This window comes from Bradyrhizobium sp. HKCCYLS3070 (assembly GCF_051167575.1).
GTDB lineage: Bacteria > Pseudomonadota > Alphaproteobacteria > Rhizobiales > Xanthobacteraceae > Bradyrhizobium.
This window is the reverse complement of sequence record NZ_JBNPTI010000003.1, coordinates 47,410-71,339: the sequence shown is the minus strand read 5'-3', so window position 1 is coordinate 71,339 and position 23,930 is coordinate 47,410. Positions and strand designations below refer to the sequence as shown.

At 67.2% G+C, this 23,930-nt stretch carries 20 protein-coding genes; 14 read left to right on the top strand and 6 right to left on the bottom strand.

The genetic code is table 11. The features are described 5' to 3' along the window. Window positions 1-350: 350 nt before the first annotated feature. From ACQR03_RS12895 to ACQR03_RS12880, 4 genes are all read left to right on the top strand, one after another. Complete coding sequence (locus tag ACQR03_RS12895) at window positions 351-1,202, top strand: ABC transporter permease (RefSeq protein ID WP_315825556.1); 852 nt, start codon at window positions 351-353, stop codon at window positions 1,200-1,202. Beyond that, the gene (locus tag ACQR03_RS12890; RefSeq protein WP_315825555.1) at window positions 1,202-1,987 is read left to right on the top strand and encodes an ABC transporter ATP-binding protein; all 786 of its coding nucleotides are present in this window, start codon (window positions 1,202-1,204) and stop codon (window positions 1,985-1,987) included. Before ACQR03_RS12895 ends, ACQR03_RS12890 begins: the two co-directional genes overlap by 1 nt. Window positions 1,988-2,044: 57 nt before the next feature. Then, window positions 2,045-2,554: an OsmC family protein gene (locus ACQR03_RS12885; RefSeq protein WP_315715155.1), complete on the top strand. Its 510-nt coding sequence runs from the start codon at window positions 2,045-2,047 to the stop codon at window positions 2,552-2,554. 220 nt (window positions 2,555-2,774) lie between these two features. Continuing rightward, a complete protein-coding gene (locus ACQR03_RS12880) occupies window positions 2,775-3,575 on the top strand; it encodes a hypothetical protein (RefSeq protein WP_316174433.1) in 801 nt (266 codons plus the stop codon). Window positions 3,576-3,746: 171 nt separating this feature from the next. Here the strand turns inward: ACQR03_RS12880 and mutS are convergent, their stop codons facing one another. Further along, entirely contained in the window at window positions 3,747-6,491 is a 2,745-nt protein-coding gene (gene mutS, locus ACQR03_RS12875) for a DNA mismatch repair protein MutS (protein WP_315751908.1), read from the bottom strand. 359 nt (window positions 6,492-6,850) lie between these two features. Between mutS and pcaF the strand changes: the two genes are divergently transcribed. The 6 genes from pcaF (at window position 6,851) to ACQR03_RS12845 (ending at window position 14,039) form a co-directional block, all read left to right on the top strand. Beyond that, a complete protein-coding gene (gene pcaF, locus ACQR03_RS12870) occupies window positions 6,851-8,059 on the top strand; it encodes a 3-oxoadipyl-CoA thiolase (protein ID WP_315751909.1) in 1,209 nt (402 codons plus the stop codon). 131 nt (window positions 8,060-8,190) lie between these two features. Next, window positions 8,191-9,084, top strand: a complete 894-nt coding sequence (locus ACQR03_RS12865; RefSeq protein ID WP_434842287.1) for a dioxygenase — start codon at window positions 8,191-8,193, stop codon at window positions 9,082-9,084. 59 nt (window positions 9,085-9,143) lie between these two features. Continuing rightward, complete coding sequence (locus tag ACQR03_RS12860; RefSeq protein ID WP_316203479.1) at window positions 9,144-10,208, top strand: phosphotransferase; 1,065 nt, start codon at window positions 9,144-9,146, stop codon at window positions 10,206-10,208. A gap of 257 nt (window positions 10,209-10,465) precedes the next feature. Then, complete coding sequence (locus ACQR03_RS12855; RefSeq protein ID WP_434842288.1) at window positions 10,466-11,638, top strand: PspA/IM30 family protein; 1,173 nt, start codon at window positions 10,466-10,468, stop codon at window positions 11,636-11,638. A gap of 22 nt (window positions 11,639-11,660) precedes the next feature. Continuing rightward, the gene (locus ACQR03_RS12850; RefSeq protein ID WP_316195399.1) at window positions 11,661-12,311 is read left to right on the top strand and encodes an OB-fold-containig protein; all 651 of its coding nucleotides are present in this window, start codon (window positions 11,661-11,663) and stop codon (window positions 12,309-12,311) included. 36 nt (window positions 12,312-12,347) lie between these two features. Further along, window positions 12,348-14,039, top strand: a complete 1,692-nt coding sequence (locus tag ACQR03_RS12845) for a flotillin family protein (RefSeq protein ID WP_316171006.1) — start codon at window positions 12,348-12,350, stop codon at window positions 14,037-14,039. A 264-nt stretch (window positions 14,040-14,303) separates the two neighbouring features. On the opposite strand, the gene ACQR03_RS12840 is transcribed toward ACQR03_RS12845, so the two are convergent. From ACQR03_RS12840 to ACQR03_RS12830, 3 genes are read right to left on the bottom strand one after another with little or no spacing between them, the layout of a single operon-like run. Further along, window positions 14,304-15,860, bottom strand: coding sequence for an MDR family MFS transporter (locus tag ACQR03_RS12840; RefSeq protein ID WP_315751914.1), 1,557 nt, complete (start codon window positions 15,858-15,860; stop codon window positions 14,304-14,306). A gap of 4 nt (window positions 15,861-15,864) precedes the next feature. Then, on the bottom strand, window positions 15,865-17,022 hold the full coding sequence (locus tag ACQR03_RS12835; RefSeq protein ID WP_315715163.1) for an HlyD family secretion protein: 1,158 nt from the start codon (window positions 17,020-17,022) through the stop codon (window positions 15,865-15,867). Next, window positions 17,015-17,494, bottom strand: coding sequence for a MarR family winged helix-turn-helix transcriptional regulator (locus ACQR03_RS12830; RefSeq protein WP_434842289.1), 480 nt, complete (start codon window positions 17,492-17,494; stop codon window positions 17,015-17,017). Before ACQR03_RS12830 ends, ACQR03_RS12835 begins: the two co-directional genes overlap by 8 nt. Before the next feature lie 173 nt (window positions 17,495-17,667). On the opposite strand from ACQR03_RS12830, the gene ACQR03_RS12825 reads away from it, so the two are divergent. The 4 genes from ACQR03_RS12825 (at window position 17,668) to ACQR03_RS12810 (ending at window position 21,593) form a co-directional block, all read left to right on the top strand. Continuing rightward, window positions 17,668-18,159, top strand: a complete 492-nt coding sequence (locus ACQR03_RS12825) for a Fur family transcriptional regulator (protein ID WP_315715165.1) — start codon at window positions 17,668-17,670, stop codon at window positions 18,157-18,159. 196 nt (window positions 18,160-18,355) lie between these two features. Continuing rightward, the gene (locus ACQR03_RS12820; RefSeq protein WP_315751917.1) at window positions 18,356-19,309 is read left to right on the top strand and encodes a DMT family transporter; all 954 of its coding nucleotides are present in this window, start codon (window positions 18,356-18,358) and stop codon (window positions 19,307-19,309) included. 13 nt (window positions 19,310-19,322) lie between these two features. Then, complete coding sequence (ispG, locus tag ACQR03_RS12815; protein ID WP_315715167.1) at window positions 19,323-20,624, top strand: flavodoxin-dependent (E)-4-hydroxy-3-methylbut-2-enyl-diphosphate synthase; 1,302 nt, start codon at window positions 19,323-19,325, stop codon at window positions 20,622-20,624. A 456-nt stretch (window positions 20,625-21,080) separates the two neighbouring features. After that, window positions 21,081-21,593, top strand: coding sequence for a GNAT family N-acetyltransferase (locus ACQR03_RS12810; protein WP_315751918.1), 513 nt, complete (start codon window positions 21,081-21,083; stop codon window positions 21,591-21,593). 143 nt (window positions 21,594-21,736) lie between these two features. Here ACQR03_RS12810 and ACQR03_RS12805 read toward each other — a convergent pair whose 3' ends face one another. Beyond that, the gene (locus ACQR03_RS12805; RefSeq protein WP_316193269.1) at window positions 21,737-23,344 is read right to left on the bottom strand and encodes a Na+/H+ antiporter; all 1,608 of its coding nucleotides are present in this window, start codon (window positions 23,342-23,344) and stop codon (window positions 21,737-21,739) included. A gap of 30 nt (window positions 23,345-23,374) precedes the next feature. Beyond that, entirely contained in the window at window positions 23,375-23,749 is a 375-nt protein-coding gene (locus tag ACQR03_RS12800; RefSeq protein ID WP_315756871.1) for a nuclear transport factor 2 family protein, read from the bottom strand. Window positions 23,750-23,930 lie beyond the last annotated feature (181 nt).

Sequence of the window (23,930 nt, the reverse complement as noted above, 5' to 3'; positions counted from 1 at the left end):
GATGCGAGGTCTGTTGGCGCAGCCTCGTGCAACTGTTCAGGTTGATAAATGGAACGGGCGGGAGACCGAGCCGGCTCACGGCGTCTAGCGCCAAGGACCCAACGGCTTCCCGCCCACCATCATCATGGCAGACTTTCCAGACACAGGGACCCATAATCCGTGACGCCTGTTGTGAGGCAAAGCTGGAGCGGCATCTCGCTTCAATACGACGGCCGCGGAGTATGGGTCCCGGCCCAAGGCCGGGACGACAGCGATTGCTGGGCGCCGTCCTTGGTCACCATGCTGATCGGCCACCACGACTATCCGCCAACGCCACGCCTTGCATTCCCGCGCGAGACACTGTTCTCACTATGACCATGACCGTCGAATTGCAGGCACCCGCTTCGGCCGCCCCGACATCCCAGACCGCTACCACGCCGCGGCTCGCACGCTTCGCGCGGCCGCTGGTGGGCCTGCTGCTGCCGCTATCGCTCGCACTCGCCTGGGAGCTTGCCGTCCGGGCCGGCTGGTCCAACGGCCGGCTGGTGCCGCCGCCCTCGAAGGTCTTCACCACCATCGCCGAGCTCGCCCGCTCCGGCGAACTCTCCCGCCACATCACGATGACCTTGACCCGCGTCGGCATCGGCTTCGGCCTCGGCGTCGCCGCCGGCACGCTGCTCGGCGGCATCTGCGGCTATTGGGGTTTCGCGCGCCGGCTGGTCGATCCGACGATCCAGGCGCTGCGTGCGATTCCGTCGATCGCCTGGGTGCCGTTGTTCATTCTGTGGCTCGGCATCTTCGAGACCTCCAAGGTGGCGCTGATCGCAGTCGGCGTGTTCTTCCCGGTCTATCTCGGCCTGACCGGTGCCATTCTTTCGGTCGACCGCAAGATCGTCGAGGTCGGCCGCGTTTTCCGCCTGTCCGGACCGGCCATGATCCGCCGCATCCTGCTGCCGGCGGTGCTGCCGGCCTATGTGGTGGCGCTGCGCGTCGGCCTCGGCCTGGGGTGGATGTTCGTCGTTGCCGCCGAGTTCATGGGCGCCTCCGAAGGGCTCGGCTACCTCCTGATCGACGGCCAGCAGCTCGGCAAGCCGGCGCAGATCGTGGCGGCCATCGTCATCTTCGCGATCATCGGCAAGGTCACCGACTGGCTCCTGGAGATATCAACCGCGCCGCTGTTGCGCTGGCAGGACAGTTTCGCGCGCCAGAGCGGGGCGGCCTGATGCTGCAGCTCGCATCCGTCACCAAGGTCTATCCCAACGGTGTCCACGCGCTGGAGCGGTTCTCGGCCGGGATCCAGCTCGGCGAGATCATCGCCATCATCGGCGGCTCCGGCTGCGGCAAGTCGACGTTGTTGCGCACCATCGCCGGGCTCGACCGCGCCAGCGCCGGCGCCGTGACGCTCGACGGCGAGGCGATCATTGCGCCGCATCCCAAGGTCGGCATCATCTTCCAGGAGCCGCGGCTGCTGCCGTGGCTCACGGTCGCCGACAACATTGGCTTCGGCCTGTCCGAGCTGCCGGCAGCCGAGCGTCGCGACCGTGTCGCCCGCGCGCTGCAACGTGTGGGCCTCGCCGACAAGGCCAAGGTCTGGCCGCGCGAACTGTCCGGCGGCCAGGCGCAACGCGTCGCGATCGCCCGCGCATTGGTGGCGCAGCCGGAGGTGCTCCTGCTCGACGAGCCGTTCTCTGCGCTCGATGCCTTCACCCGCAAGGATCTGCAGGATCATCTGCTCGATCTCTGGGCCGATACGCGCCCGACGCTGGTGCTCGTGACCCACGACGTCGAGGAGGCCGTGGTGCTGGCCGACCGCGTGCTGGTGATGCGGCCGCATCCGGGCCGGCTGTTCGAGGAGATCACCATCAATCTGTCGCGGCCGCGCGACCGCAACGCGCCCTTGTTCGAGCAGTTCAAGCGGCATGTCTTGACCGCGCTGGACCGCTCGCTCGACCGGACGATGCCGGACACGCAGGGCAGGCGTGAGCCCGGCGGCGGCCTGTGGTGGTGACTTTGGCGGCCCGGCCCGGTACATCTCGTCTGAAATAAATCCGGGAGAGAACGACAAATGGATGCTGCCGAGCTGCGCGCCATGCAGGCGCCGATCAAGGAACGCTACAAGGCCGACCCGTCCGCCGCCGTGATCACCTTGAAGGCCAAGGGCGAGGTCGGGCAGGAGGGGCTGACCTGCAAGCTCGAGACCGGGCGCGCGATGGCGGTGGCCGGCCTGCATCCCGGAACTGGCGGCTCGGGGCTCGAGCTGTGCTCCGGCGACATGTTGCTGGAGGCTCTGGTGGCCTGCGCCGGCGTCACCTTGAAATCGGTCGCGACCGCCGTCGAGGTGCCGCTCAAGAGCGGCCACGTGTTCGCCGAAGGCGATCTCGATTTCCGCGGCACGCTCGGCGTCGACAAGGAGGCGCCGGTCGGCTTCCAGGAAATCCGTCTGCGCTTCGAGGTCGACACCGACGCGCCGCAGGACAAGCTCGACCTCCTGCTCAAGCTCACCGAGCGCTATTGCGTGGTCTATCAGACCATCAAGAACGGCCCGAAGGTGTCTGTCAGCTTGAAGCGGGTGTAGTTGCACGGCGGCGCTGCCGCTGAGGAGACAAGCTGTTAAGGCTCGCTCGGTCTGCGCCTCCCCCGCCTGCGGGGGAGGTCGCCTCGCATCGCCGATGCGAGGCGGGTGGGGGACTTCTCTCCACACGGCACACCCCATCATCGCCACCCGAGCCGCGCCCCCACCCCAGCCCTCCCCCGCAGGCGGGGGAGGGAGCCCACCGCCTGCGCAGCATGAACTGATGTCCCTCGATCCCTCCTTCCTGCTGCTGCTGGCTCTGCGCATGGCGATCGCGGCGTCGTTCGTGGTGTCGGCGTCGATGATCGCCGAGCGCACCGGCCCGGTGATCGGCGCGCTGGTCGCGACCCTGCCGATCTCGGCCGGCCCGACCTACGTCTTCCTGGCGCTGGATCACGATGCCGCGTTCATCGCGCAGGGCGCGCTGACCAGCCTGCCGATCAATGCCGCGACGATCTTCCTCAGTCTCGCTTACGCCGTGCTGGCGCAGCGCCGCAGCGTGCTGGTGGCAAGCGCCACCGCGGTGGCGGTGTGGCTCGGTCTCGCCGCGCTGATCAAGAGCGTGCAATGGACGCTCTTGATGGGCATCGTCGCCAACATCATCACTTTCGCCATCTGCCTGCCGCTGCTGCAGCGCTATCGCCATGCCAAGATGCCGCTGATCACGCGGCGCTGGTACGACGTGCCGCTGCGCGCTTCGCTGGTGGCAACGCTCGTCGCCACCGTCACCTCGGTGTCCGGCTGGGCCGGCCCCAGCGTCTCCGGCATCCTGGCGCTGTTTCCGATCGTCTTCACCTCGATGATGCTGATCCTGCAGCCGCGCATCGGCGGGCCCGCGACGGCGGCCGTGCTGGCCAACGGCGCCTACGGCCTGATCGGCTTCTCGCTCGCGGTGGTCGTGCTGCATCTCGGCAGCCTGCATCTGGGCGCCGTCGCCGGCCTGAGTGGTGCGCTGGCGACCTGCGTCGGCTGGAATCTCGGACTATGGTGGCTGGGGCGACGGAAGGTCGCTGCGGTCCGATAGGTCTCTCCACGTCATTGCGAGCGAAGCGAAGCAATCCAGGGCTGCGGGCGGGACTCTGGATTGCTTCGGCGCAAAGGCGCCTCGCAATGACGGCGGTTGTTGATCGATTGACCTCGCCACACTCGGTGTCATTCCGGGCTCGCGCTTTGCGCGCCCCGGAATGACACCCAGCTACGACTTCGGCAATTTCGCCTTCAGCGCATACAGCGCGTCGATCGCCTCGCGCGGCGTCATCTCGTCCGGATGCAGCGCCTTCACCGCGGCGATCAGCTCTTCCGCTTCCTTCGACATGGTGGGCTCGACCGCCGCGCGCGAGGGCACCGCGAACAGCGGCAGATCATCGACCAGCGCGCGGGCGTTCTGGCCGCGGTCGGCGGCCTCCAGTTTCGCCAGCACCGATTTGGCGCGGCTGATCACGGCCGGCGGCAGGCCGGCGAGCTTCGCCACCTGGATGCCGTAGGAGCGGTCGGCGGAGCCGGGCAGCACCTCGTGCAGGAACACGACGTCGCCCTGCCATTCCTTGACCCGCACCGTGGCGTTGAACAGCCGCGGCAGCTTGGCGGCGAGCGCCGTCAGCTCGTGATAATGCGTGGCGAACAGCGTGCGGCAGCGGTTGCTCTCGTGCAGGTGCTCGATCGCCGCCCAGGCGATGGAGAGGCCGTCGAAGGTCGCGGTGCCGCGCCCGATCTCGTCGAGGATCACCAGCGCGCGCTCGCCGGCCTGGTTGAGGATCGCCGCGGTCTCGACCATCTCGACCATGAAGGTCGAGCGTCCGCGCGCCAGATCATCGGCGGCGCCGACGCGCGAGAACAGCCGGTCGACGATGCCGATGCGGGCACGGCTCGCCGGCACGAATGAGCCGATCTGGGCGAGCAGGGCAATCAGCGCGTTCTGGCGCAGGAAAGTGGACTTACCCGCCATGTTGGGGCCGGTGAGCAGCCAGAGCTGACCGCTCTTGTGCCCCGGCGTCGGCGACAGGTCGCAGGAATTGGCGATGAACGGCTGCCCCTCACGCTTCAGCGCCTGCTCCACCACCGGATGACGGCCGCCCTCGATGGCGAAGCCCAGCGAGCCGTCGACCTCCGGGCGCACATAATTGTCGTCGACCGCGAGCTTCGCCAGCGCAGTGGCGACATCGAGCATCGCGAAGCCGTGCGCGGCGGCGCGCAGATCGTCGCCGATCGCGAGCGCCTGTGCGCACAGCCGGTCGAAGATCTCGAGCTCGAGATTGAGCGCGCGCTCGCCGGCATTCGCAATCTTGGCCTCGATCTCGCCGAGCTCTGATGTCGTGAAGCGCACCTGGCCCGCCAGCGTCTGGCGGTGGATGAAGGTCGCGTTCAACGGCGCCGACATCAGCTTGTCGCCGTGCTGCGCGGTGACCTCGACGAAATAGCCGAGCACGTTGTTGTGCCGGATCTTCAGCGCCTTGACGCCGGTCTGGTCGGCATAGCGCGCCTGCATCGAGGCGACGACGAGCCGCGAGGCGTCGCGCAGATTGCGCGTCTCGTCCAGCGTCGCGTCGTAACCGGCGCGCACGAAGCCGCCATCGCGCTTGATCAGCGGCAGCTGCTCGTCGAGCGCGCGCGCAAATTCTTCCGCCAGCGCGCGCGCCGGCCGCGCCAGCGCGGACATGACCGACGCCACCTCCTGCGGCGGCTGGTCGAGCGCCGACAGCCGCGCCAGCGCCTGGTCGGCCGCAACGATACCGTCGCGCAGAGCGGCGAGATCGCGCGGACCGCCGCGGCCGACGGACAGCCGCGCCATAGCACGGGTCATGTCGGGCGCGCCGCGCAGGATCGAGCGGATGTCCTCGCGCGCGGCGCTGTCGGCGACGAAGACGTTGACGGCATCGAGCCGCCGGCCGATCTGCACCGGCTCCGTCAGCGGCGCGGCGAGCCGCTGCGCCAGCAGGCGCGAGCCGGCCGAGGTCACCGTGCAGTCGATCGCGTCGAGCAGCGAGCCGCGGCGCTCGCCGGCGAGCGTGCGCGTCAGCTCGAGATTGGCGCGCGTCGCCGGATCGATCGCCATCGTGCTGCCGGTCGCCTCGCGCGCCGGCGGCGCCAGCGGCGGGCGCTGCCCCACTTGCGTACGTTCGACATAGGTGACGCAGGCGGCCGCCGCGGTCGCTTCCAAACGCGACAGCACCGCGAGGCCGTCCATGGTGGCGACGGCGAAATAGTCGCACAGCCGCCGTTCGGCGGTGGCCCCGTCGAACACGTCGCGCGTGAGCGGCGTCACCGCGGCGAGCTCGCGCAGCACCGGCTCGAACGCTTCGTCCGAGTACAGCGCGTCGGAGACGATGACTTCGTTGGGATTGATCCGTGCCAAGGTCGCCGTCAGCTCGGCGAACGCGCATTCGGTGACGATGAAGTCCGACGTCGAGATATCGATCCAGGCAAGCCCGAGCCGGTCGCCGCCGGAGGAGCCGCGGCTGCGCGCGATCGACAGCAGATAGTTGTTGGCGCGCGCATCGAGCAGATTGTCTTCCGTCAGCGTGCCCGGCGTGACCACGCGCACCACGCCGCGCTTGACCACGCTCTTGTTGCCGCGCGCCCGCGCCGCCGCCGGATCCTCCATCTGCTCGCAGACGGCGACGCGGATGCCTTGCGCGATCAAGCGATGCAGATAGTCCTCGGAGCGCTCCACCGGCACGCCGCACATCGGGATGTCCTGGCCCAGGTGCTTGCCGCGCTTGGTCAGCACGATGCCGAGCGCTTTCGAGGCGGCTTCCGCATCCTCGAAGAACAGCTCGTAGAAGTCGCCCATCCGGTAGAACAGCATCAGCCCCGGATGCGCTGCCTTGATGTCGAGATACTGCTCCATCATCGGCGTGAGCTTGGCCGGCGCCTCGGCGGGCGCGGCCGCAGGCACTGATTCTTGCGGAACCGGGGCGGAGATCGGCTGCTGGATCGTCATGGCGCGGAAACTAGCCAATTTGCCCGGACGGTCCTACCGCTTTGCAGGCGATGTCCCGGTTTTCCACGATGAGCGGTGCCTGCTGTTGCACCTCCCCCGCTTGCGGGGGAGGTCGTATCGCATCGGAGATGCGATACGGGTGGGGGAAGTCTCTCCTCACGGGGATTCTCGCTTGGGGTGGCCCCCACCCCAACCCTCCCCCGCAAGCGGGGGAGGGGCGCACCGCTCGCGTTGAGAGAGCGTCGCATACGACAGCGCCGCGCATGCCACCCCGCGCTCCCGTCATTTGACCTGCCCCGTTCGCACTCCTAAAACCGCCGTCAATTCTGACCAGAAACACGAAAGTTCGGGAGAGAGCGATGCGAGACGTGTTCATTTGTGATGCGGTGCGGACTCCGATCGGCCGGTTCGGCGGCGCGCTGGCCAAGGTGCGCACCGACGATCTCGCGGCCACCCCGCTCAAGGCGCTCAAGGCGAAGCATCCCAATCTCGACTGGGCTGCCGTCGACGAGGTGTTCTTCGGCTGCGCCAACCAGGCCGGCGAGGACAACCGCAACGTCGCGCGCATGGCGCTGCTGCTCGCGGGCCTGCCGGATTCAATTCCGGGCCAGACCTTGAACCGTCTCTGCGCCTCCGGTCTCGACGCGGTCGGCGCGGCGGGACGTGCGATCCGCGCCGGCGAGGTCGATCTCGCGATCGCGGGCGGCGTCGAATCCATGACGCGCGCGCCGTTCGTGCAGGGCAAGGCGACGGAGGCGTTCTCGCGCTCGGCCGAGATCTTCGACACCACGATCGGCTGGCGCTTCATCAATCCGCTGATGAAGCAGCAGTATGGCGTCGATTCGATGCCGGAGACCGGCGAGAACGTCGCCGAGGAATTCCAGGTCTCGCGCGCCGACCAGGACGCGTTCGCGATCCGCTCCCAGCAGCGCGCCGGAAAGGCCATCGCCTCGGGCTATTTCGCCGCCGAGATCACGCCGGTCATGGTGCCCGGCGGCAAGGCCGGCCCTGTGACGGTGGACAAGGACGAGCATCCGCGCCCCGAGACCACGCTCGAAGGTCTGGCCAAACTGAAGCCGATCGTGCGCAATCCGGGCACGGTCACCGCCGGCAATGCGTCGGGCGTCAATGACGGCGCCGCCGCCATGATCCTCGCTTCCGAAGCCGCCGTGAAGAAGCACGGCCTCACGCCGCGCGCGCGCGTTCTCGGCCTCGCCTCGGCCGGCGTGCCGCCCCGCATCATGGGCATCGGCCCGGTGCCGGCGGTGCGCAAGCTGATGGAGCGGCTCGGCCTCAAGATCACCGATTTCGACCTGATCGAGCTGAACGAGGCGTTCGCGTCCCAGGGCATCGCCTGCCTGCGCCAGCTCGGCGTCGCCGAGGACGCCGATTTCGTCAACCCGCATGGCGGCGCCATCGCGCTCGGTCATCCGCTCGGCATGAGCGGCGCGCGCATCGCGATGACCGCGGTGCACGGCCTCGAGGTCCGCGGCGGCAAGCGTGCGCTCGCCACGATGTGCGTCGGCGTCGGCCAGGGCGTCGCGCTGGCGATCGAGACGATCAACTGACGACGCGCTGAGCGCTTCGTCATTCCGGGCAGCCCGCAGGGCTGAACCCGGAATCTGGAGATGAGTCCTGCAATATCGAGATTCCGGGTTCGACGCTGGCGCGTCGCCCCCGGAATGACGGAGTCCTGACGATGACCATCTCCCGCGAACAGGACGTCACGCCGGCGGTGCTGGCGGTGATGGAGCGCACCGAGAACCCGCGGCTGCGCGAGATCATGGTGTCGCTGATCAAGCACCTGCACGGCTTCGTCCGCGATGTCAGGCTTACCGAGGTCGAATTTCGCGAAGCCGCCGCCATCATCGCCGAACTCGGTCAGCGCACCAACGACAGCCACAACGAAGTCGTGCTGATGGCCGGCTCGCTCGGCGTCTCGCCGCTGGTCTGCCTGCTCAACAATGGCGATGGCGGCAACACCGAGACCGCGCAGTCGCTGCTCGGCCCGTTCTGGCGGTTGAACTCGCCGCGCACTGATAACGGCGGCTCGATCGTGCGCTCGGCGACGCCCGGCCCGGCGCTGTTCGTGCACGGTCGCGTGGTCGATCCGAACGGCGCGCCGGTCGCCGGCGCCGAGGTCGACGTCTGGCACGCCTCGCCGGTCGGCTACTACGAGAACCAGGATCCCGATCAGGCCGACATGAACCTGCGCGGCAAGCTCGTGACCGATGCCGATGGCCGCTTCTGGTTTCGCTCGGTGATGATGGTCGGCTATCCCATCCCGACCGACGGGGTCGTCGGCCGCCTGCTGAAGGCGCAGGGCCGCCATCCCTATCGCCCGGCGCATCTGCATGCGCTGATCGTCAAGCCGGGATTCAAGGTCCTGATCTCGCAGGTCTACGACCCCAACGACCCGCACATCGACAGCGACGTGCAGTTCGGCGTCACGAAGGCGCTGCTCGGCAATTTCGTCCGCCACGACGAGCCGCATCCGACGGACGCCGACGTCACCACGCCCTGGTATTCGCTCGATCACGTCTACCGGTTGGAGATCGGCGACACCGTGCTGCCGCGCGCGCCGATCAAGTAGCGATTCGGAATATCCATGCTAGTGTGGGCAAGCTGCAACCCTGAAGGGACGGCGCCCACATGTCCTCCACCGACTTGCCGTCCGTTGCCAAGCCCGCCGCGTTGACGGCGACGATGCGTGAGGCGGGTGTGCTCGAGTCCGGCGCGGTCTCGGACGTCGCCGTGATCAGCGACCGGCCGATGCTGTTGTCGCGCATCATCCGCCTTGGCTTGTCGTATAGCGGCGCGGCCCCGGACGCGCCGAAGACGCTGATCCTGAAAATCCCGATGCCGGCCTTCGCCAAGACGCTGTGGCGGGGCGGGCGCCACGAGGTCAATTTTTATCGCGGACTGGCGCGGCTCATGCCGACGGGCCTGGTGCCCGGCTCTTACGGCGGCGCGTGGGACGAAGCCGCGCTCACCTGGCACTTGCTGCTCGAGGATCTCACCGACACGCACCAGACGGCGACGCCATGGCCGCTGCCGCCCGCGCTGCCCCAGGCCGAGGGGATCGTGCGGGCGCTGGCGCGGCTGCATGCGGCGTGGTGGGACGATCCGCGGCTCGGCGTGTCCATCGGCAGCTTCGCGACCGCGGACGAGCGCGCCGAGCGCAGCAGGACCTTTGCCGGCCACTATCAGCGCTTCGCCGATCAGTTGGGAGACCGCCTGAGCGCGGACCGGCGCGCGGTCTACGAACGCCTGATGGCGGCGACGCCGCGGCTCTCGGAACGCTATCTGTCGCGGCGAAACCTCAGCATTGCGCATGGCGACGCGCATGTCTGGAATTTTCTGGTGCCGAAGGCCGCCGACAGCGACGACGTGCGCGCCTTTGATTTCGACCAGTGGCGGATCGGCGTGCCCGCGAACGATCTCGCCTACATGATCGCGCTGCAAATCTATCCCGACCGTCGGGCGCGGATCGAGCGGCCGTTGCTCGACAGCTATCATCAGACATTGGTCGCAGGCGGTGTGACCGGCTACGACAGGGCGGCGCTGGATCAGGACTATCGTCTCGCCGTGCTCTGGCACATCGCCCAGCCGGTCTGGCAATGGGCGATCCAGCTCCCGCCGGTGATCTGGTGGAATAATCTCGAGCGCATCTTCCTTGCGTTCGACGATCTCGGCTGCCGCGAATTGCTGGACTGACGGCGCTTCCCTCGCGACAGGGCCGCACGCGCGCGGCGAGATCTTTGTCGCTACACGTCACTGCGGTGCATTTGCCGGCGTCGCTAGCAGCCCCCTTAACGATCACCAGAGATTGTTCGCCGGCCTTAAACCGCCGGCCAGCATCGGCGCGACATATCGGCATGGGCATGGCGTTCGACATGGTCACGGAAGGGAGCGGCGTTCTTGGATCGGGAGCTGGCTTGCTAAAGCACGGATATTGTGCTTTAACATTTCCGATGGCCGGAAGCACCTACGATCAGGCTGTTCGCTACCGTCTGCTCCTCTCCCCCGAGGCGCGGGACGCGATCGAGGCGACCTTCGCCGACTATGCCCGGATGATGGACATGCTCGACGAGATCGCTGCTGGCAAAGGCATCGGCGCCAATCTCGTCGCGCTGCACGGCCATGCCTACGACCCGATCCGCAAGGCCACGCGGCTGCCGTCGCGCCTCGTCACGCTCGGCTTGCGCGACCGTGCCGCCTATCGCGCCGCCTCGAATCCGCGGCTGCCGCTCGACGACCGTCTGGTGAATGTCAGGAATGCCGGCATGTTGTCGCTCGGCACCGCGCGCGGTCGCATCGCGATCCCGTTCGAGGTGACCGGCTACGTCGCGGGCTGGCCGCACGCGACGCCGGCGCAGCTCGTGCGAACGGACGAAGATGACTTCGAAGTCCATTTCGGCGTTACCGCAACGTCACACGCTCGTCTCAGCCCAACCGTCAGCCCACGAAAGGACCACGTCATGCTCGCCGAACACGCGCCGGCCCCCGACACGCTCCTGTCACGCGCCGGGCGCCTCATCGCCGGGATCGCCTATGGAGCGATCGAAAAGGCCGAGGACAAGAACCGGGTCGCGCTGGTCAGCCAGGCGATCCGCGAGATCGAGCAGGCCGAGCGCGAATCGCGCGAGAGCCTGTCGCATGCGCGCGCGGAGGAATATCGGCTCAATGCACGCCGCGCCGAGATCGAGCGCGAGACGACCATGCTGGCCGAGCAGATCCGCGTCGCCATCGTCGAGCACCGCGACGACCTCGCCCGCGCCGGCATCGCCCGGCAGATGGATCTCGAAGCCCAGTTCGAGGTGCTGTCGAAGGCGATCGACGAGAATGCCGAGCGCATCGATGCGGTGCTGACGACCCTGCGTGCGATTCTGTCGAGCCTGCAGGACGCGCAGGCGCGTCTCGCCGAGCTCGAGCACAGCGAGGCGCTCGCCGACCAGCCGAAGGCCACATCGCGCAAGGGGCCGGATGCCGGCCTCGCCAAGGCCGCGCGCGCCTCCCGCGTCATCGCCCGCGCCACCGGCGTGCCGGAAGGCATCCCGCCGTCGCCCGACATCGACGAATTGTCGAAGCTGAAGCGTGACAAGGACATCGCCGAGCGGCTGGCGCGGCTGAAATCGCAGAATTGAACGGGCGGGGGCGCGTCGTCCCATGACCATCGTCGACCATTTCATGCAACCCGAGGTGCGGCCGTTCGCGATTGCCGCCGTGATGATCGTTCTGGTCGGCGGCGTCGAGATCGGCTCGATGCTGATCGGCCTGTCGATCAGCGAGCTGCTCGGCCAGACCGTCGATCTCGGTCACGACGGCCACAGCACCAGCGTCGGCCACGTGCTGTCCTGGATCAATGTCGGCGGCGTGCCGCTGATGATCTGCATCCTGCTCGCGCTCGGCATCTTCTCGATCACGGGCTTTCTGATCCAGGATGCCGCGCGGCTGGTGGCGGTGGCGCTGCCGCCAACGGCCGCGGGCGTGCTCGCCGCCGTCGTCACGGTGCCGCTGCTGCGGCGCTCGACGCGCTACGCGGCGCGGCTGGTGCCGCAGGATGAGAGCTATGCGGTCGGGCTGTCCGATCTCGTCGGCCGCACCGGCGAGGTGGCGGTCGGCCCGCTCGATGGCGGGCTGCCCGGCCGCGTCCGCGTCAAGGACGTCCACGGCAACTGGCACATGGTGACGGCCTCGGCCGCGCCGGGCTCGCCGTCCTTGCCGGTGGGCGCGTCGGTTCTCCTCGTCGACCGCAAGGATGGCCGCTTCATCGCGATCGCCGCAGCCGACGAGCTCACGAACTCCAAGACACCTTAGTTCCAAGACACTTTCCTCAACCCGAAAGTAAATCCCATGTTTGATCTGGTTCTGCCTGCGTCGATCGGCGTTGTGCTGCTGGTCGTTCTCGGCACTGTCTTTGCCGTTCTCTACCATCGGTCCACCCGCGACGAGGCGTTCGTGCGTACCGGCCTGGGCGGCAAGAAGGTGGTGCTCGACGGCGGCGCCGTGGTGCTGCCGATCTTCCACTCCATCGCGCGCGTCAACCTCAAGACCTTGCGGCTCCGCGTCGAGCGCTCGAAGAAGGATTCGCTGATCACCAAGGACCGCATGCGCGTCGACATCGACGCCGAGTTCTACGTGCGCGTGAAGCCCGACGTGGATTCGATCGCACTGGCGGCGCAGACGCTCGGCGCCGTCACCAACAATGCCGAATTGCTGCGCGACCAGGTCGAGGCCAAGTTCGTCGACGGCCTGCGCTCGGTCGCGGCGACGATGGAGCTGTTGGACCTGCAGGAGAAGCGCTCGGATTTCGTCAAGCACGTCCAGGCCGCAGTCGAGGCCGACGTGCAGTCCAACGGCCTGGAGCTGGAATCGGTCTCGCTGACCAAGCTCGACCAGACCGACATCTCGTTCTTTAACGCCGAGAACTTCTTCGACGCCGAAGGCCTGACGCTGTTGAAGACGGTCACCGAGACGCGGCGCCGCGACCGCAACGCGATCGTACGCGACAATGAGGTCGCGATCGCGCAGAAGGACCTCGAGGCGCGCCAGCTCACGCTCCAGATCGAGCGCACCAAGAAGGAGGCCGAGCTCAGCCAGGAGCGCGACATCGCCAACAAGACCGCGAGCACCCGCGCCGAGGTCGCAAGCGCGACGCAGACGGCGTGGCAGACCGAGGAGAATGCGCGCATCGAGGCGCAGCAGAAGATCGCGCAGCGCGAGGCGGAAGCCTTGAAGGTGCGAGAGACCGCGGCGATCGAAAGCAATCTCGCGATCAACCGCCGCAAGACCGACGCCGACCGCGAGATCCAGATCGCGACGCAGGACAACGACATCCAGATCGCGACCAAGAGCAAGGAAACCTCGGAAGCGCGCGCGGTCGCCAAGGCGGCCGAGGCGCTTGCGGTCTCCGCGGAGGAAAAGGTGACGACGGCGCGCGCCATCGAAATCGCCGACCGCGAACGTCAGACCGCGGTCATGGCGGCGCGGAAAGAGGCCGAGCAGCGCTCGACCGGCATTACCGTTGCCGCCGAGGCAGAAAAGCGCGCCGCGGTCGATCGCGGCGAGGCGGCCAAGACCCTGGCCGAGGCGGAGGCCGAGGCCAACAAGATCAAGGCCGTCGGCGTGCGCCAGATCGGCGAGGCGGAAGCCGCGGTCATCCTGATGAAGAACGAAGCCCAGAACAAGCTCGGCAGCAACGTGATCGATTTCGAGCTCGCCAAGCAGCGCATCGCGACCATGCCGGCCGCGCTCGGCGAGATGGTCAAGCCGATCGCCAATCTGAAGGACGTGCGCATCCTGCACACCGGCGGCGCGTTCGGCGGCAACGGCGGTGCCGGCGGCAATGTCGGCTTCGGCGAAGGCCTCGCCGGCGAACTGCTGCGCGTGCACGCGCTGAAGCCCTTGATCGACGAGATCCTGGTGCAGTCCGGCTTCAAGCCCGGCGACGATCCGGTGCAGGCGCTGGCCGGCGTGATCCTGCCGACGGCCGAGGCCAGGCCCGCTGCCGCACCGGCGAAGATCGAGCCGCTGCAGAAGCCGTAGGCCAAAATGTGAAAAGGGAGGCCCCGGGGCTGGGGGCGGCGCTGGAGGAGCCACCGCCCCCGCCCGGCACATCACGAGTGGGGCGCTCATGAGGTGCAGTCCCTGCGCGCAACTCATACGCAGAGAACCGAGTGGGGTGAGCAGAAGATAGCCGGAAACGCGCCGGATTGAAGTTACAAATCCATCACGTCGCGGTCACCTTTTTGCTATCCCGCCCCCACCCTGTCTCGACAGCGCGCGCATTTTCCGTCGCGGGGGAAGCGGTCACTCCATGACGGCGTGGTCGGCCGGGGCGGACTGCGCGCGCAACGCGGTGCGCGTCGAGCCGATCATGACCGCGAGCGGGATCGAGACCAGGATGAACGTCATGACCAGCTGGTAGTCGTGCGAGAATGCCAGGATCTGCGCCTGCACGGTCACCATCGCGTCGGCCATCGCGCGCCCGGCATCGGTGGACAGGTTCAGGAGGCCGGCAACATTGGGCATCTGCAGCGCGTGATTGAACGGGTTGATGTGCTCGACCAGGATCGCGTGGTTGCGCCGTGTTCCCTCGGTGAGCTGCGCGATCGCGATCGAGATGCCGATCGAGCTTGCGACATTTCGCACCAGGGTCAGCATCGAGGTTCCATCAGTCCGCAACTCGCCCGGCAAGGTCAGGAATGCCACGGTCGAAAGCGGCACGAACACGAGGCCGAAGCCGAACCCCTGCATGATGCTGATGGTGATGATCTCGGGCACGCCAGTCTGGTCGGTCCACGCCGTCATCTGGAACAGCGACACTGCGGTCAGCGCCAGGCCGACGATGATCAGCGTGCGCGCCTCGATATAGCGCAAGAGACGCCCGACCAGCATCATCGCGACGAAGGTGCCGCAGCCGCGGGTCGCGAGCAGCACGCCGGCGGTGATGATGGGATAGCCGATGACGTTCTGCAGGAACGGCGACGACAGCGCCATGGTCGAGAAAAGCACGAGGCCCATCACCGTCATGAACACGCAGCCGCCGACGAAATTGCGGTCCTTGAACAGCGCGAACTGGATGAACGGCCGCTGCGTCGTCAGCGAATGCGCCAGGAAATAATAGAAGCCGACGGCGGCGATGATGAACTCGATGATGATCTCGTTGCTCTCCAGCCAGCCCTGGTCCTCGCCGCGGTCGAGCGCGATCTGCAGCGAGCCGATGCCGATGGCGAGCGCCGCGAAACCGAACCAGTCGAAGGTCAGCTCCGCGTTCGGCTTGGTCTCCTCCATGAACGCCATCAGGCCGAGCACGGTCACGGCGCCGAACGGCAGGTTGACGAAGAACACCCAATGCCAGGAATAGGTCTCGGTCAGCCAGGCGCCGAGCGACGGCCCCATGATCGGGCCGAGCATCACGCCCATGCCCCAGATCGCCATCGCCTTGGCGCGCTCATGCAGCGCGTAGGAGTCGAGCATGACCGCCTGCGACAGCGGCACCAGCGAGGCGCCGAACACGCCCTGCAGGAGGCGGAACAGCACCATCTGGGTGATGTCCTGGGCGAGCCCGCACATCACGGAGGCGATGGTGAAGCCGGCCGAGCAGACGATGAAGGTGCGCTTGCGGCCGAAGCGGTTGGCGATCCATCCCACCGGCGCGGTCATGATCGCGGCCGCGACGATGTAGGACGTCAGCACCCAGTTGATCTGGTCCTGCGAGGCCGACAGCGTGCCCTGCATGTAGGGCAGCGCGACGTTGGCGATGGTGGTGTCGAGCGCCTGCATGATCGTCGCCGTCATGGCGCAGATCGTCACCATGTTCCGGCGGAGGCCCGGAACTGCTGATGAGGCCGCAGGCGCGGTCATGACGCTACTCGTCCTTGTCCGCCGCGTGCGCCGATCCGAACAGCCCGGCCAGCGTGCGCTCGTGGCCGGTATCGATCGACACGTTGACGCTCATGCCGGCCTTGAGCTTCGCGACGAACCTGTCGGCCTTGTCGAAATAGATCCGGACCGGCACGCGCTGCACGACCTTGACGAAATTGCCGCTTGCATTTTGCGGCGGCAGGATCGCGAACTGCGCGCCGGTGCCCGGCGACAGCGAGCCGACCGTGCCCTTGAAGCGGTGGTTGGGGAAGGCATCGACGTCGAGCTCGACCGGCTGGCCGACCGCGACATAGGTGAAGTCGCTCTCCTTCGGGTTGGCGTCGACCCAGGGATTGCTGATGTCGATCACCGAGAACACCGGCGTGCCCGCGGCCACGAAGCGGCCGAGCTGGATCTGGTCGACCTGGGTCGCGATGCCCGGCATCGGCGCGCGCAAGGTGGTGTGGTCGAGGTCGCGCTGCGCGTCGTCCAGCTTGGCCTTTGCCTGGACGTAAGGCGGGAACTGCTCCAGCGGCAGATCGGGATTGCCGAGCAGCTGCGTTTTCGCGTTCGACAGCTGCTGCTTGATGTACTGCGCCTGTGCGCCGGCGGTCACCAGCGCATTCGCGGCATTGTCGAGGTCGAGCTGCGAGCCGAAATTGCTCTTGGCGAGCGTCTGCTTGCGCTCGACGTCCTTCTGCTTCAGGTCGATGCCCTGCTGCGCGAGATCGAGCATCTGGCCGTAGATCTTGATGTTGGCGGTGAGGTTGTCGTAGCTGATGCGCGCCTGCTCCAGCGCCGCCTTGGCCTGGTCGACCGCCAGGCGATAGGGCACGGGGTCGATCTCGAACAGCTCGTCGCCCTTCTGCACCTGCTGGCCTTCCTTGACGACGACCTTGACGATCTTGCCGGAGATGTCGGGGGTGATGAGCACCTTCTGGGCGCCGACATAGGCGTCGTCGGTCGTCACGTAGCGGCCGCCATTGAGATACAGCACGAGGCCGCCGATGGCGGCGACAAGGGGCAGCACGACCAGCAGCAGCGTGCGACGGTAGCGGCGCAGCAATCCGGGGCGCGCCGGCTTCGCGTCGGCGGCCGCGGGCGGCGCCGCATCCGGGCTGGCCTTCTGGTCGGGGGCGAGTTTCAGGGCGGGCTCAGCCATAGCGCTGCTCCTTTCGCTGCTCGTCGCACAGCGACTGCAGGGCGTTTCTCACGTTTTCCTTGATGGCTTCGAGATGGGTCATCAGCCGCTCGGCATCACCGGCGCTGATGCCCTGGAGGGCGGTGTCGGTCAGATCGCTGCGCAGCACCGCGAGCTTCGCGAGCAGCGGGCGCGCGGCCTTCTTCAGATAGAGCCGGTTGACGCGGCGGTCGCTGTCGTCGCCGCGCCGCTCGATCAGCCCGGCCTCGGCGAGCTTGTCGATCAGCCGTGTCAGCGTGATCGGCTGCATCTCCATCTGCTCGGCGAGCTCGGACTGCTTCATCCCCTCGTTGCGCTCGACCTTCGCCAGCACGGCCCATTGCGCCCGGGTCATGCCGAAGCGCGCCGCCTCCTTGTCGGCATAGGCGCGCACCAGGCGCTGCAGCTCGCCGAGCGTAAACAGGAAGTTCACGTCTACCGACGTGCGGGTCATGGCTGATCTCGATTCCAAGAGGGGGAACTAAGCTTTGGCTGTAATGAGCCTCGGATATGATAAGCAAGCTTATGAATATTTGATGGCCCTGCCGAGCGCACCCGCCCCGCCGCAGATGCATGGCTCGGCCGCGGCCTTTGGCGAGACCGGCCCGAGATGCTAGATTGTCAGCAATGACCCTCGCAAAGCCCACCTTCCCGGCGCCGGACCACGACCATGGCCGCTGCGCGGCCGATGCCCTGGACCATGCCGAGCGCATCTGCGCCCAGCGCGGCCAGAAGTTCACGCAGCAGCGCCGCCAGGTGTTGGAGGCGCTGCTGTCGAGCCACCGGCCGCTCGGCGCCTACGAGATCATCGAGGAACTTGCCAAGGTCGCCGCGCGGCCGGCGCCGATCACAGTCTATCGCGCGCTCGAGTTCCTGATGGCGAACGGCCTGGTGCACCGCATCGAGAGCCGCAATGCCTTCCTCGCCTGCGCCCATGACCACGAGCAGACCGCGCTGGTGGCGTTCCTGATCTGCGAGAGCTGCGGCGCCGTCGGCGAGGTTCCGGCAGCGCCGATCGCCGAAAGCCTGAAGCTGGCCGCCGCGGCATCGGGCTTCACGCCGAAACTGTCGGTCGTCGAGATCACCGGGCTGTGCGCCCATTGCCAGAAGGCGGCGTGAGAACGCTCACTGCGGCGCAAGCTGTACACGTGTGAATGACCGTCGTATTCGAGTTTCTGCGCGAGACCGGTGCGCGCGCAGGGAGAGGCCAGCACCGCCGCTCTACCTCCGCATCATCTCCGACCGACCAAGACAAAGCTGACCACACCTTGATGGCGGTCCAGAAAACGAAACGCGCCAGGGAGCCAACGTCCTCGTGTCCGCAACGCCAACCTCATCCGCCGCGACCCGGCCGCTCGGCCTGGGCGCGATCGCCGTCATCCTCGTGCTGTGCCTGTCCTGGGCGTTCAACCAGATCGCCGTGAAGCTCGCGCTGCCTGAAATTCCGCCGCTGCTGCAGGCCACCTTCCGTTCGCTCGGTGCGCTGCCGGTGCTGCTGGTGTTCGCGCGGGTGCGCGGCGTGAAGATGTTCGAGCGCGACGGCACGCTGGGGCTCGGCCTGGTGGCAGGCCTGCTGTTCGGCTTGGAATTCGTGCTGATCTATCAGGGCCTGCTGCTGACCTCGGCGTCGCGCGCCATCGTGTTCCTGTATACCGCGCCGTTCTTCGTCGCGCTCGGCTCGTTCCGCTTCCTCGGCGAACGGATGGGCCCGGCGCAATGGGGCGGGCTGGCGCTCAGCTTCACCGGTGTGGCGCTCGCGATCGGCATTCCCCAGGCCGATGTCGACGGCCGCGTGCTGCTCGGCGATCTCCTGGTGGTCGGCGGCGGCCTGCTCTGGGGCGTGACCACGGTGTTCGTCAAAGGCACCCGGCTGCGCTTCATCGCGCCCGAGCGGGCATTGGGGTACCAGGTGGCGGTCTCCGTCCCGATCATGGCCGTGGCGGCCCTCATTGCCGGGGAGCGGTTGACCCAGGTTCCCAGCCCGTTCGTGATCGGCCTGATGGCCTACCAGTCGATCTGGGTGGTCGGGACCACGTTCACGGTCTGGTTCGCCCTGATCAAGGCCTACTCGGCCAGCAAATTGTCGGCATTTACTTTCATCACCCCTTTATTCGGGGTGGTGGCGAGCTATTTCATCCTGCATGACGCCCTGACGCTGGCCTTTGGCCTGGCTGCCGTGCTTGTGATCGTTGGGCTTTTTCTCGTAAACCGCCCGAACCGCGTGGTCCTGGCCGCGACTGATCCATTGCTGAATGTCACCAAAACCTGATATCCGAGCGCCCATGAACAAGCCCGAGATCCTGACCGAGAACACTTCAGCGTCCGATGTCGCCGGACCCGCTCCCCGGCATCGGACCACCCGCGTCATGGTCGGCAACGTCGCCGTCGGCGGCGGCGCCCCGATCGTGGTGCAGTCGATGACCAACACCGACACCGCCGACGTCGACCAGACGGTGGCCCAGGTTGCAGCGCTGGCGCGCGCCGGGTCCGAGATGGTCCGCATCACGGTCGACCGCGAGGAGGCCGCCGCGGCCGTCCCGCAGATCCGCGAGCAGCTCGACAAGCGCGGCATCACCACGCCCTTGATCGGCGACTTCCACTATATCGGCCACAAGCTGCTGACCGACTATCCGGCCTGCGCCGAGGCGCTGGCGAAATACCGCATCAATCCCGGCAATGTCGGCTTCAAGGACAAGCGGGACACGCAATTCTCGACCATCATCGAGCTCGCCAACAAATACGGCAAGCCGGTCCGCATCGGCGCCAATTGGGGCTCGCTCGATCAGGAGCTGCTCAGCAAGCTGATGGACGAGAACGCGGCTTCCGCGAACCCGCGCGATGCGCGCGCGGTGATGCGCGAAGCCATGGTGCAGTCGGCATTGCTGTCGGCCGCCCGGGCCCAGGAGCTCGGCATGCCGAAGGACCGCATCATCCTGTCGGCCAAGGTCTCGGCCGTGCAGGACCTGATCGCGGTCTATCAGGACCTCGCCGCACGCTCCGACTACGCCATCCATCTCGGCCTCACCGAGGCCGGCATGGGCTCGAAGGGCATCGTCGCCTCCTCGGCGGCGCTCGGCATCCTGCTGCAGCAGGGCATCGGCGACACCATCCGCATCTCGCTGACCCCCGAGCCCGGCGGCGACCGCACCCTCGAAGTTCAGGTCGCGCAGGAGCTGTTGCAGACCATGGGCTTCCGCACCTTCGTGCCGCTGGTTGCGGCGTGCCCCGGCTGCGGCCGCACCACCTCGACCACGTTCCAGGAGCTGGCGCGCTCGATCCAGGACTTCATCCGCGAGGAGATGCCGGCCTGGAAGACGCAATATCCCGGCGTCGAGGCGCTCAACGTCGCCGTCATGGGCTGCATCGTCAACGGCCCCGGCGAATCCAAGCATGCCAATATCGGCATCTCCCTGCCGGGCACCGGCGAGGCCCCGGCCGCGCCGGTCTTCGTCGACGGCAAGAAGTTCCGCACCCTGCGCGGGCCGACCATCGCCGCCGACTTCAAGGCGCTCGTCATCGACTACATCGACCAGCGCTACGGCAGCGGCGCGAAAGCGCCGGAGAACGTGACCGCGGCGGAGTAGGGCGGCACGCTGGTCCCGGCTCAGCCAGCGGCGCCTCCTGTCCGCTGGGTTGATCGCGCGGTTGCTTGCGGCGAGAAGGCCTGACCATTCGTTACTCCGTCATGCCCGGGCTTGTCCCGGGCATCCACGTCGTTCCGAGGATGCCGAGCGGCGTGGATGGCCGGGACGAGCCCGGCCATGACGATGTGGCAGCAGACGGGCGCACAACTCCGATCGTCATATGCGATCGCTCTGTCGCAGGCGGGGAGCTTGAGAGTCCTCAGCTAGATTCCATGTCCAATCGGCCTGCCGTGAGAGCGACTGCCGACCTGCAACCGACGGCTGCTTGTGCCGCGCGCCGCGGTCTGAAATTTTCGCGCGCGGATCGGCTGCAGCCGACGTAATCGGACGCGCCGGCGCCGCCCCACTGCCGCCCGCATGATCAGCACCTTGAGGCCTGCTGAAGAGGACGCCTCGATGAATCTCGATATCCGCGAAATGGAACTTGCCGAGACCTCGCTGGTCATCGACTACTTCTATTCGTCGAGCATCGAGCAACTCGACCTGATGGGCATCGACCCGACGCGGATGCCGACCAGGCCGGTGTGGGCCGGACTCTTCCAGACACTGTACGAGACGCCGTTGGCCGAGCGCGCGGCGCTGCTGGTGATCTGGCGGCTCGACGGCCGCGCCATCGGCTTTTCCAGCTGCGACCGCATCGTCTACGGCAACCGCGCCCACATGCACCTGCACGTCACCGAACCGGAGCTGCGCGGCCGCGGCCTCGGCACCGCATGCGTCCGCCGCAGCATCGATTTCTATTTCGAGAGATTGCGGCTCAAGCAGCTGTTCTGCGAGCCGCACGCCTACAATACCGCCCCCAACCGCGCGCTGCAGAAGGCCGGCTTCCGCTACTTGAAGACCTACAAGACCGTGCCTGGTCCGATGAACTACCACCAGGCGGTGACGCGCTGGATGATCGAACGGTGACGTGAGGCTCCCCTCCACGTCATTGCGAGCGCAGCGAAGCAATCCAGGGCCGCGCAAGGATTTCTGGATTGCTTCGCTGCGCTCGCAATGACGGCGTTTGCCGCAACATCGCGTCCTACAACCGCGTGACCAGCTCTCAGCTCCTACAGCGGCAACTCACCATACGAGCGATTGGCGAGGCTCGCTTCCTCCAGATCGAGATCGCGCTCGATGCGGCGGCGGGTCTCGTCGGTGATCTTGCCGTCGCGCAGCATCACGTGGATGAATTTGCGTTCTGCCGTGATCAGCTCGCGGGTCAGCTCGATGCCGAGCGCGGATGCGTCGTTGTCCTCGGGCTTCAGACCTTCCGGGAGCTGGTTGGTCCGGACCTCGTGGCGCGCCCGTAGCAGCCGCACCACCTCGTCCGACAGCTCGCGATCGCTGGTCATCGTCTCCAGCGACCGCAAGGCGCTGTCGAGCGCCTCGCGCCGGGCGGCGATCTCCTGCTCATGCTCGCGCTGATGCTCGGCGCGACCCTGGTTGCCGACCCCGAGCCAGCGCACGACGGCCGGCAGGGTCAGGCCGAGGCCGATCAGGGTGAAGAAGATCACGCCGAAGGCGATGAACAGGATCTGGTCGCGATAGGGAAACGCGTCGCCGGTCGACAGCGTCAGCGGAAGCGCCAGCGCGGTGGCGAGCGAGACCGTGCCGCGCACGCCGGTGAAGCCGATGATGAAGGTCTGCCGCCAGGGCGGCAAGGGATCGCGGGCTCGCAGCGACGAGCTCAGCAAACGCGGCAGGATGGTCGCCGGGAAGGTCCAGGCGAAGCGCGCGATAACGACGATGGCGAGCACCAGCGCGGTCGCGATCATGATGTCGTCGAGCGGAAAGACCTTCGACTTCTCGTAGATCAGCCGCATCTGGAAGCCGGTCAGCAGGAACAGCATGCCCTCGATGAGGTAGATCATCAGGTCCCAGAAGAAGATGCCCTGCAGGCGGGTCGCCGAGGAGATCCACAGCGGTCCGTTCCAGCTCATGTAGAGGCCGCAGGCCACCGTCGCGATCACGCCGGAGCCGCCGACATGCTCGGGGATCCAGAACGCCAGATACGGCGTCAGCACCGACAGGGTGATCTCGACCTGCGGGTCGCGGGCATAGTGACGGGCGCGCAGCATCAGCCAGCCGACGCCGATGCCGAACGCGATCTCGCCGACCACGATCAGGCCGAACTCGCCGGCCGCGACCGGAAAGGAGAAGGCGCCGGTGGTGATGGCGGCCACCGCGAAGCGATAGAGGATCAGCGCGGTCGCGTCATTGGCGAGGCCCTCGCCTTCGAGAATGACCATGACCCGGCGCGGCAGGTGCAGCCGGCGGGCGATGGCGAGCGGCGCCACCACGTCTGGCGGCGCAACGATGGCGCCGAGCAGGAAGCCGAGGCTCCAGGGCAGGCCGAGAAGATAGTGGGTCGCGGTGGCCACCATGGAGGCGGTGAAGATCACGCAGCCGACCGCGAGCAGCACGATCGGCCGCAGATTGCGCTTGAACTCGCGCCAGCTCATCGCGACGCTCGACGAATAGATCAGCGGCGGCAGCACCACCAGCAGCACGAGCTCGGGGGGCAGCGCGAACGCCGGCATCGTCGGCACGAAGGCGAGCGCGATGCCGGCGAGCATCAGGAGGATCGCCGGCGCGAGATTGGCGCGTCGCGCGATCAGGGCGGTTCCCGCCAACACGGCCAGCAGGATCAGGAATATCTGAAAGTGAGCTTCCATGGCTGGGGGCTTGGCGTCGTCGCGCCGGCGTCAATCCCGGAGGTCGTAGCGGTAGGACTTCGACACGATCTGCCAGCCGTCCTTCAGTTTCATCGCCACGAGATAGTCGGTGAAATAGCGCGGCGGCAGCTGGCAGCGCACCTTGATGAAGGCCGTCTTGTCGTCCGAACGATCGATGGTGACGATGAAGTCCTCGCGCGGCTTGCCCTCAGCCTTGGCCGATGGGCGCTTGCGCACCCAGGCCAGCCAGTCCGGCACGGTCAGGATCTTGAGTTCGCCATTCTCGACCCAGCGCAGGTCCGCGGTGGGGTGGAACACGGCACCGAGCTTGTCGGCGTCGCCCTCGTAGAGCGCATCGAAATATCCCTGAACGACGGCCTCGACGGTGGAACGGTCTGTGCTCACGGCCAACTCCCTGGGAACCTGGACAAACAAGGATCGCATTTTCGATGCAAAACGGCGCTTGGCAAGGCATGAACTGGCGTCATTGCGCCAGCGACAGACTATAATGGCCGAGGCCAGGTCGATCGGGAATAAATCTGCGTGATCCCGGTCACAAGCCCAATGGGCTGCACTCTGATAGGCA

Coding starts and splice junctions, on each gene's coding strand:
- ACQR03_RS12895 (WP_315825556.1), top strand. CDS start 351: ATGACCATGACCGTCGAATTGCAGGCACCCGCTTCGGCCGCCCCGACA.
- ACQR03_RS12890 (WP_315825555.1), top strand. CDS start 1,202: ATGCTGCAGCTCGCATCCGTCACCAAGGTCTATCCCAACGGTGTCCAC.
- ACQR03_RS12885 (WP_315715155.1), top strand. CDS start 2,045: ATGGATGCTGCCGAGCTGCGCGCCATGCAGGCGCCGATCAAGGAACGC.
- ACQR03_RS12880 (WP_316174433.1), top strand. CDS start 2,775: ATGTCCCTCGATCCCTCCTTCCTGCTGCTGCTGGCTCTGCGCATGGCG.
- mutS (WP_315751908.1), bottom strand. CDS start 6,491: ATGACGATCCAGCAGCCGATCTCCGCCCCGGTTCCGCAAGAATCAGTG.
- pcaF (WP_315751909.1), top strand. CDS start 6,851: ATGCGAGACGTGTTCATTTGTGATGCGGTGCGGACTCCGATCGGCCGG.
- ACQR03_RS12865 (WP_434842287.1), top strand. CDS start 8,191: ATGACCATCTCCCGCGAACAGGACGTCACGCCGGCGGTGCTGGCGGTG.
- ACQR03_RS12860 (WP_316203479.1), top strand. CDS start 9,144: ATGTCCTCCACCGACTTGCCGTCCGTTGCCAAGCCCGCCGCGTTGACG.
- ACQR03_RS12855 (WP_434842288.1), top strand. CDS start 10,466: ATGGCCGGAAGCACCTACGATCAGGCTGTTCGCTACCGTCTGCTCCTC.
- ACQR03_RS12850 (WP_316195399.1), top strand. CDS start 11,661: ATGACCATCGTCGACCATTTCATGCAACCCGAGGTGCGGCCGTTCGCG.
- ACQR03_RS12845 (WP_316171006.1), top strand. CDS start 12,348: ATGTTTGATCTGGTTCTGCCTGCGTCGATCGGCGTTGTGCTGCTGGTC.
- ACQR03_RS12840 (WP_315751914.1), bottom strand. CDS start 15,860: ATGACCGCGCCTGCGGCCTCATCAGCAGTTCCGGGCCTCCGCCGGAAC.
- ACQR03_RS12835 (WP_315715163.1), bottom strand. CDS start 17,022: ATGGCTGAGCCCGCCCTGAAACTCGCCCCCGACCAGAAGGCCAGCCCG.
- ACQR03_RS12830 (WP_434842289.1), bottom strand. CDS start 17,494: ATGACCCGCACGTCGGTAGACGTGAACTTCCTGTTTACGCTCGGCGAG.
- ACQR03_RS12825 (WP_315715165.1), top strand. CDS start 17,668: ATGACCCTCGCAAAGCCCACCTTCCCGGCGCCGGACCACGACCATGGC.
- ispG (WP_315715167.1), top strand. CDS start 19,323: ATGAACAAGCCCGAGATCCTGACCGAGAACACTTCAGCGTCCGATGTC.
- ACQR03_RS12810 (WP_315751918.1), top strand. CDS start 21,081: ATGAATCTCGATATCCGCGAAATGGAACTTGCCGAGACCTCGCTGGTC.
- ACQR03_RS12805 (WP_316193269.1), bottom strand. CDS start 23,344: ATGGAAGCTCACTTTCAGATATTCCTGATCCTGCTGGCCGTGTTGGCG.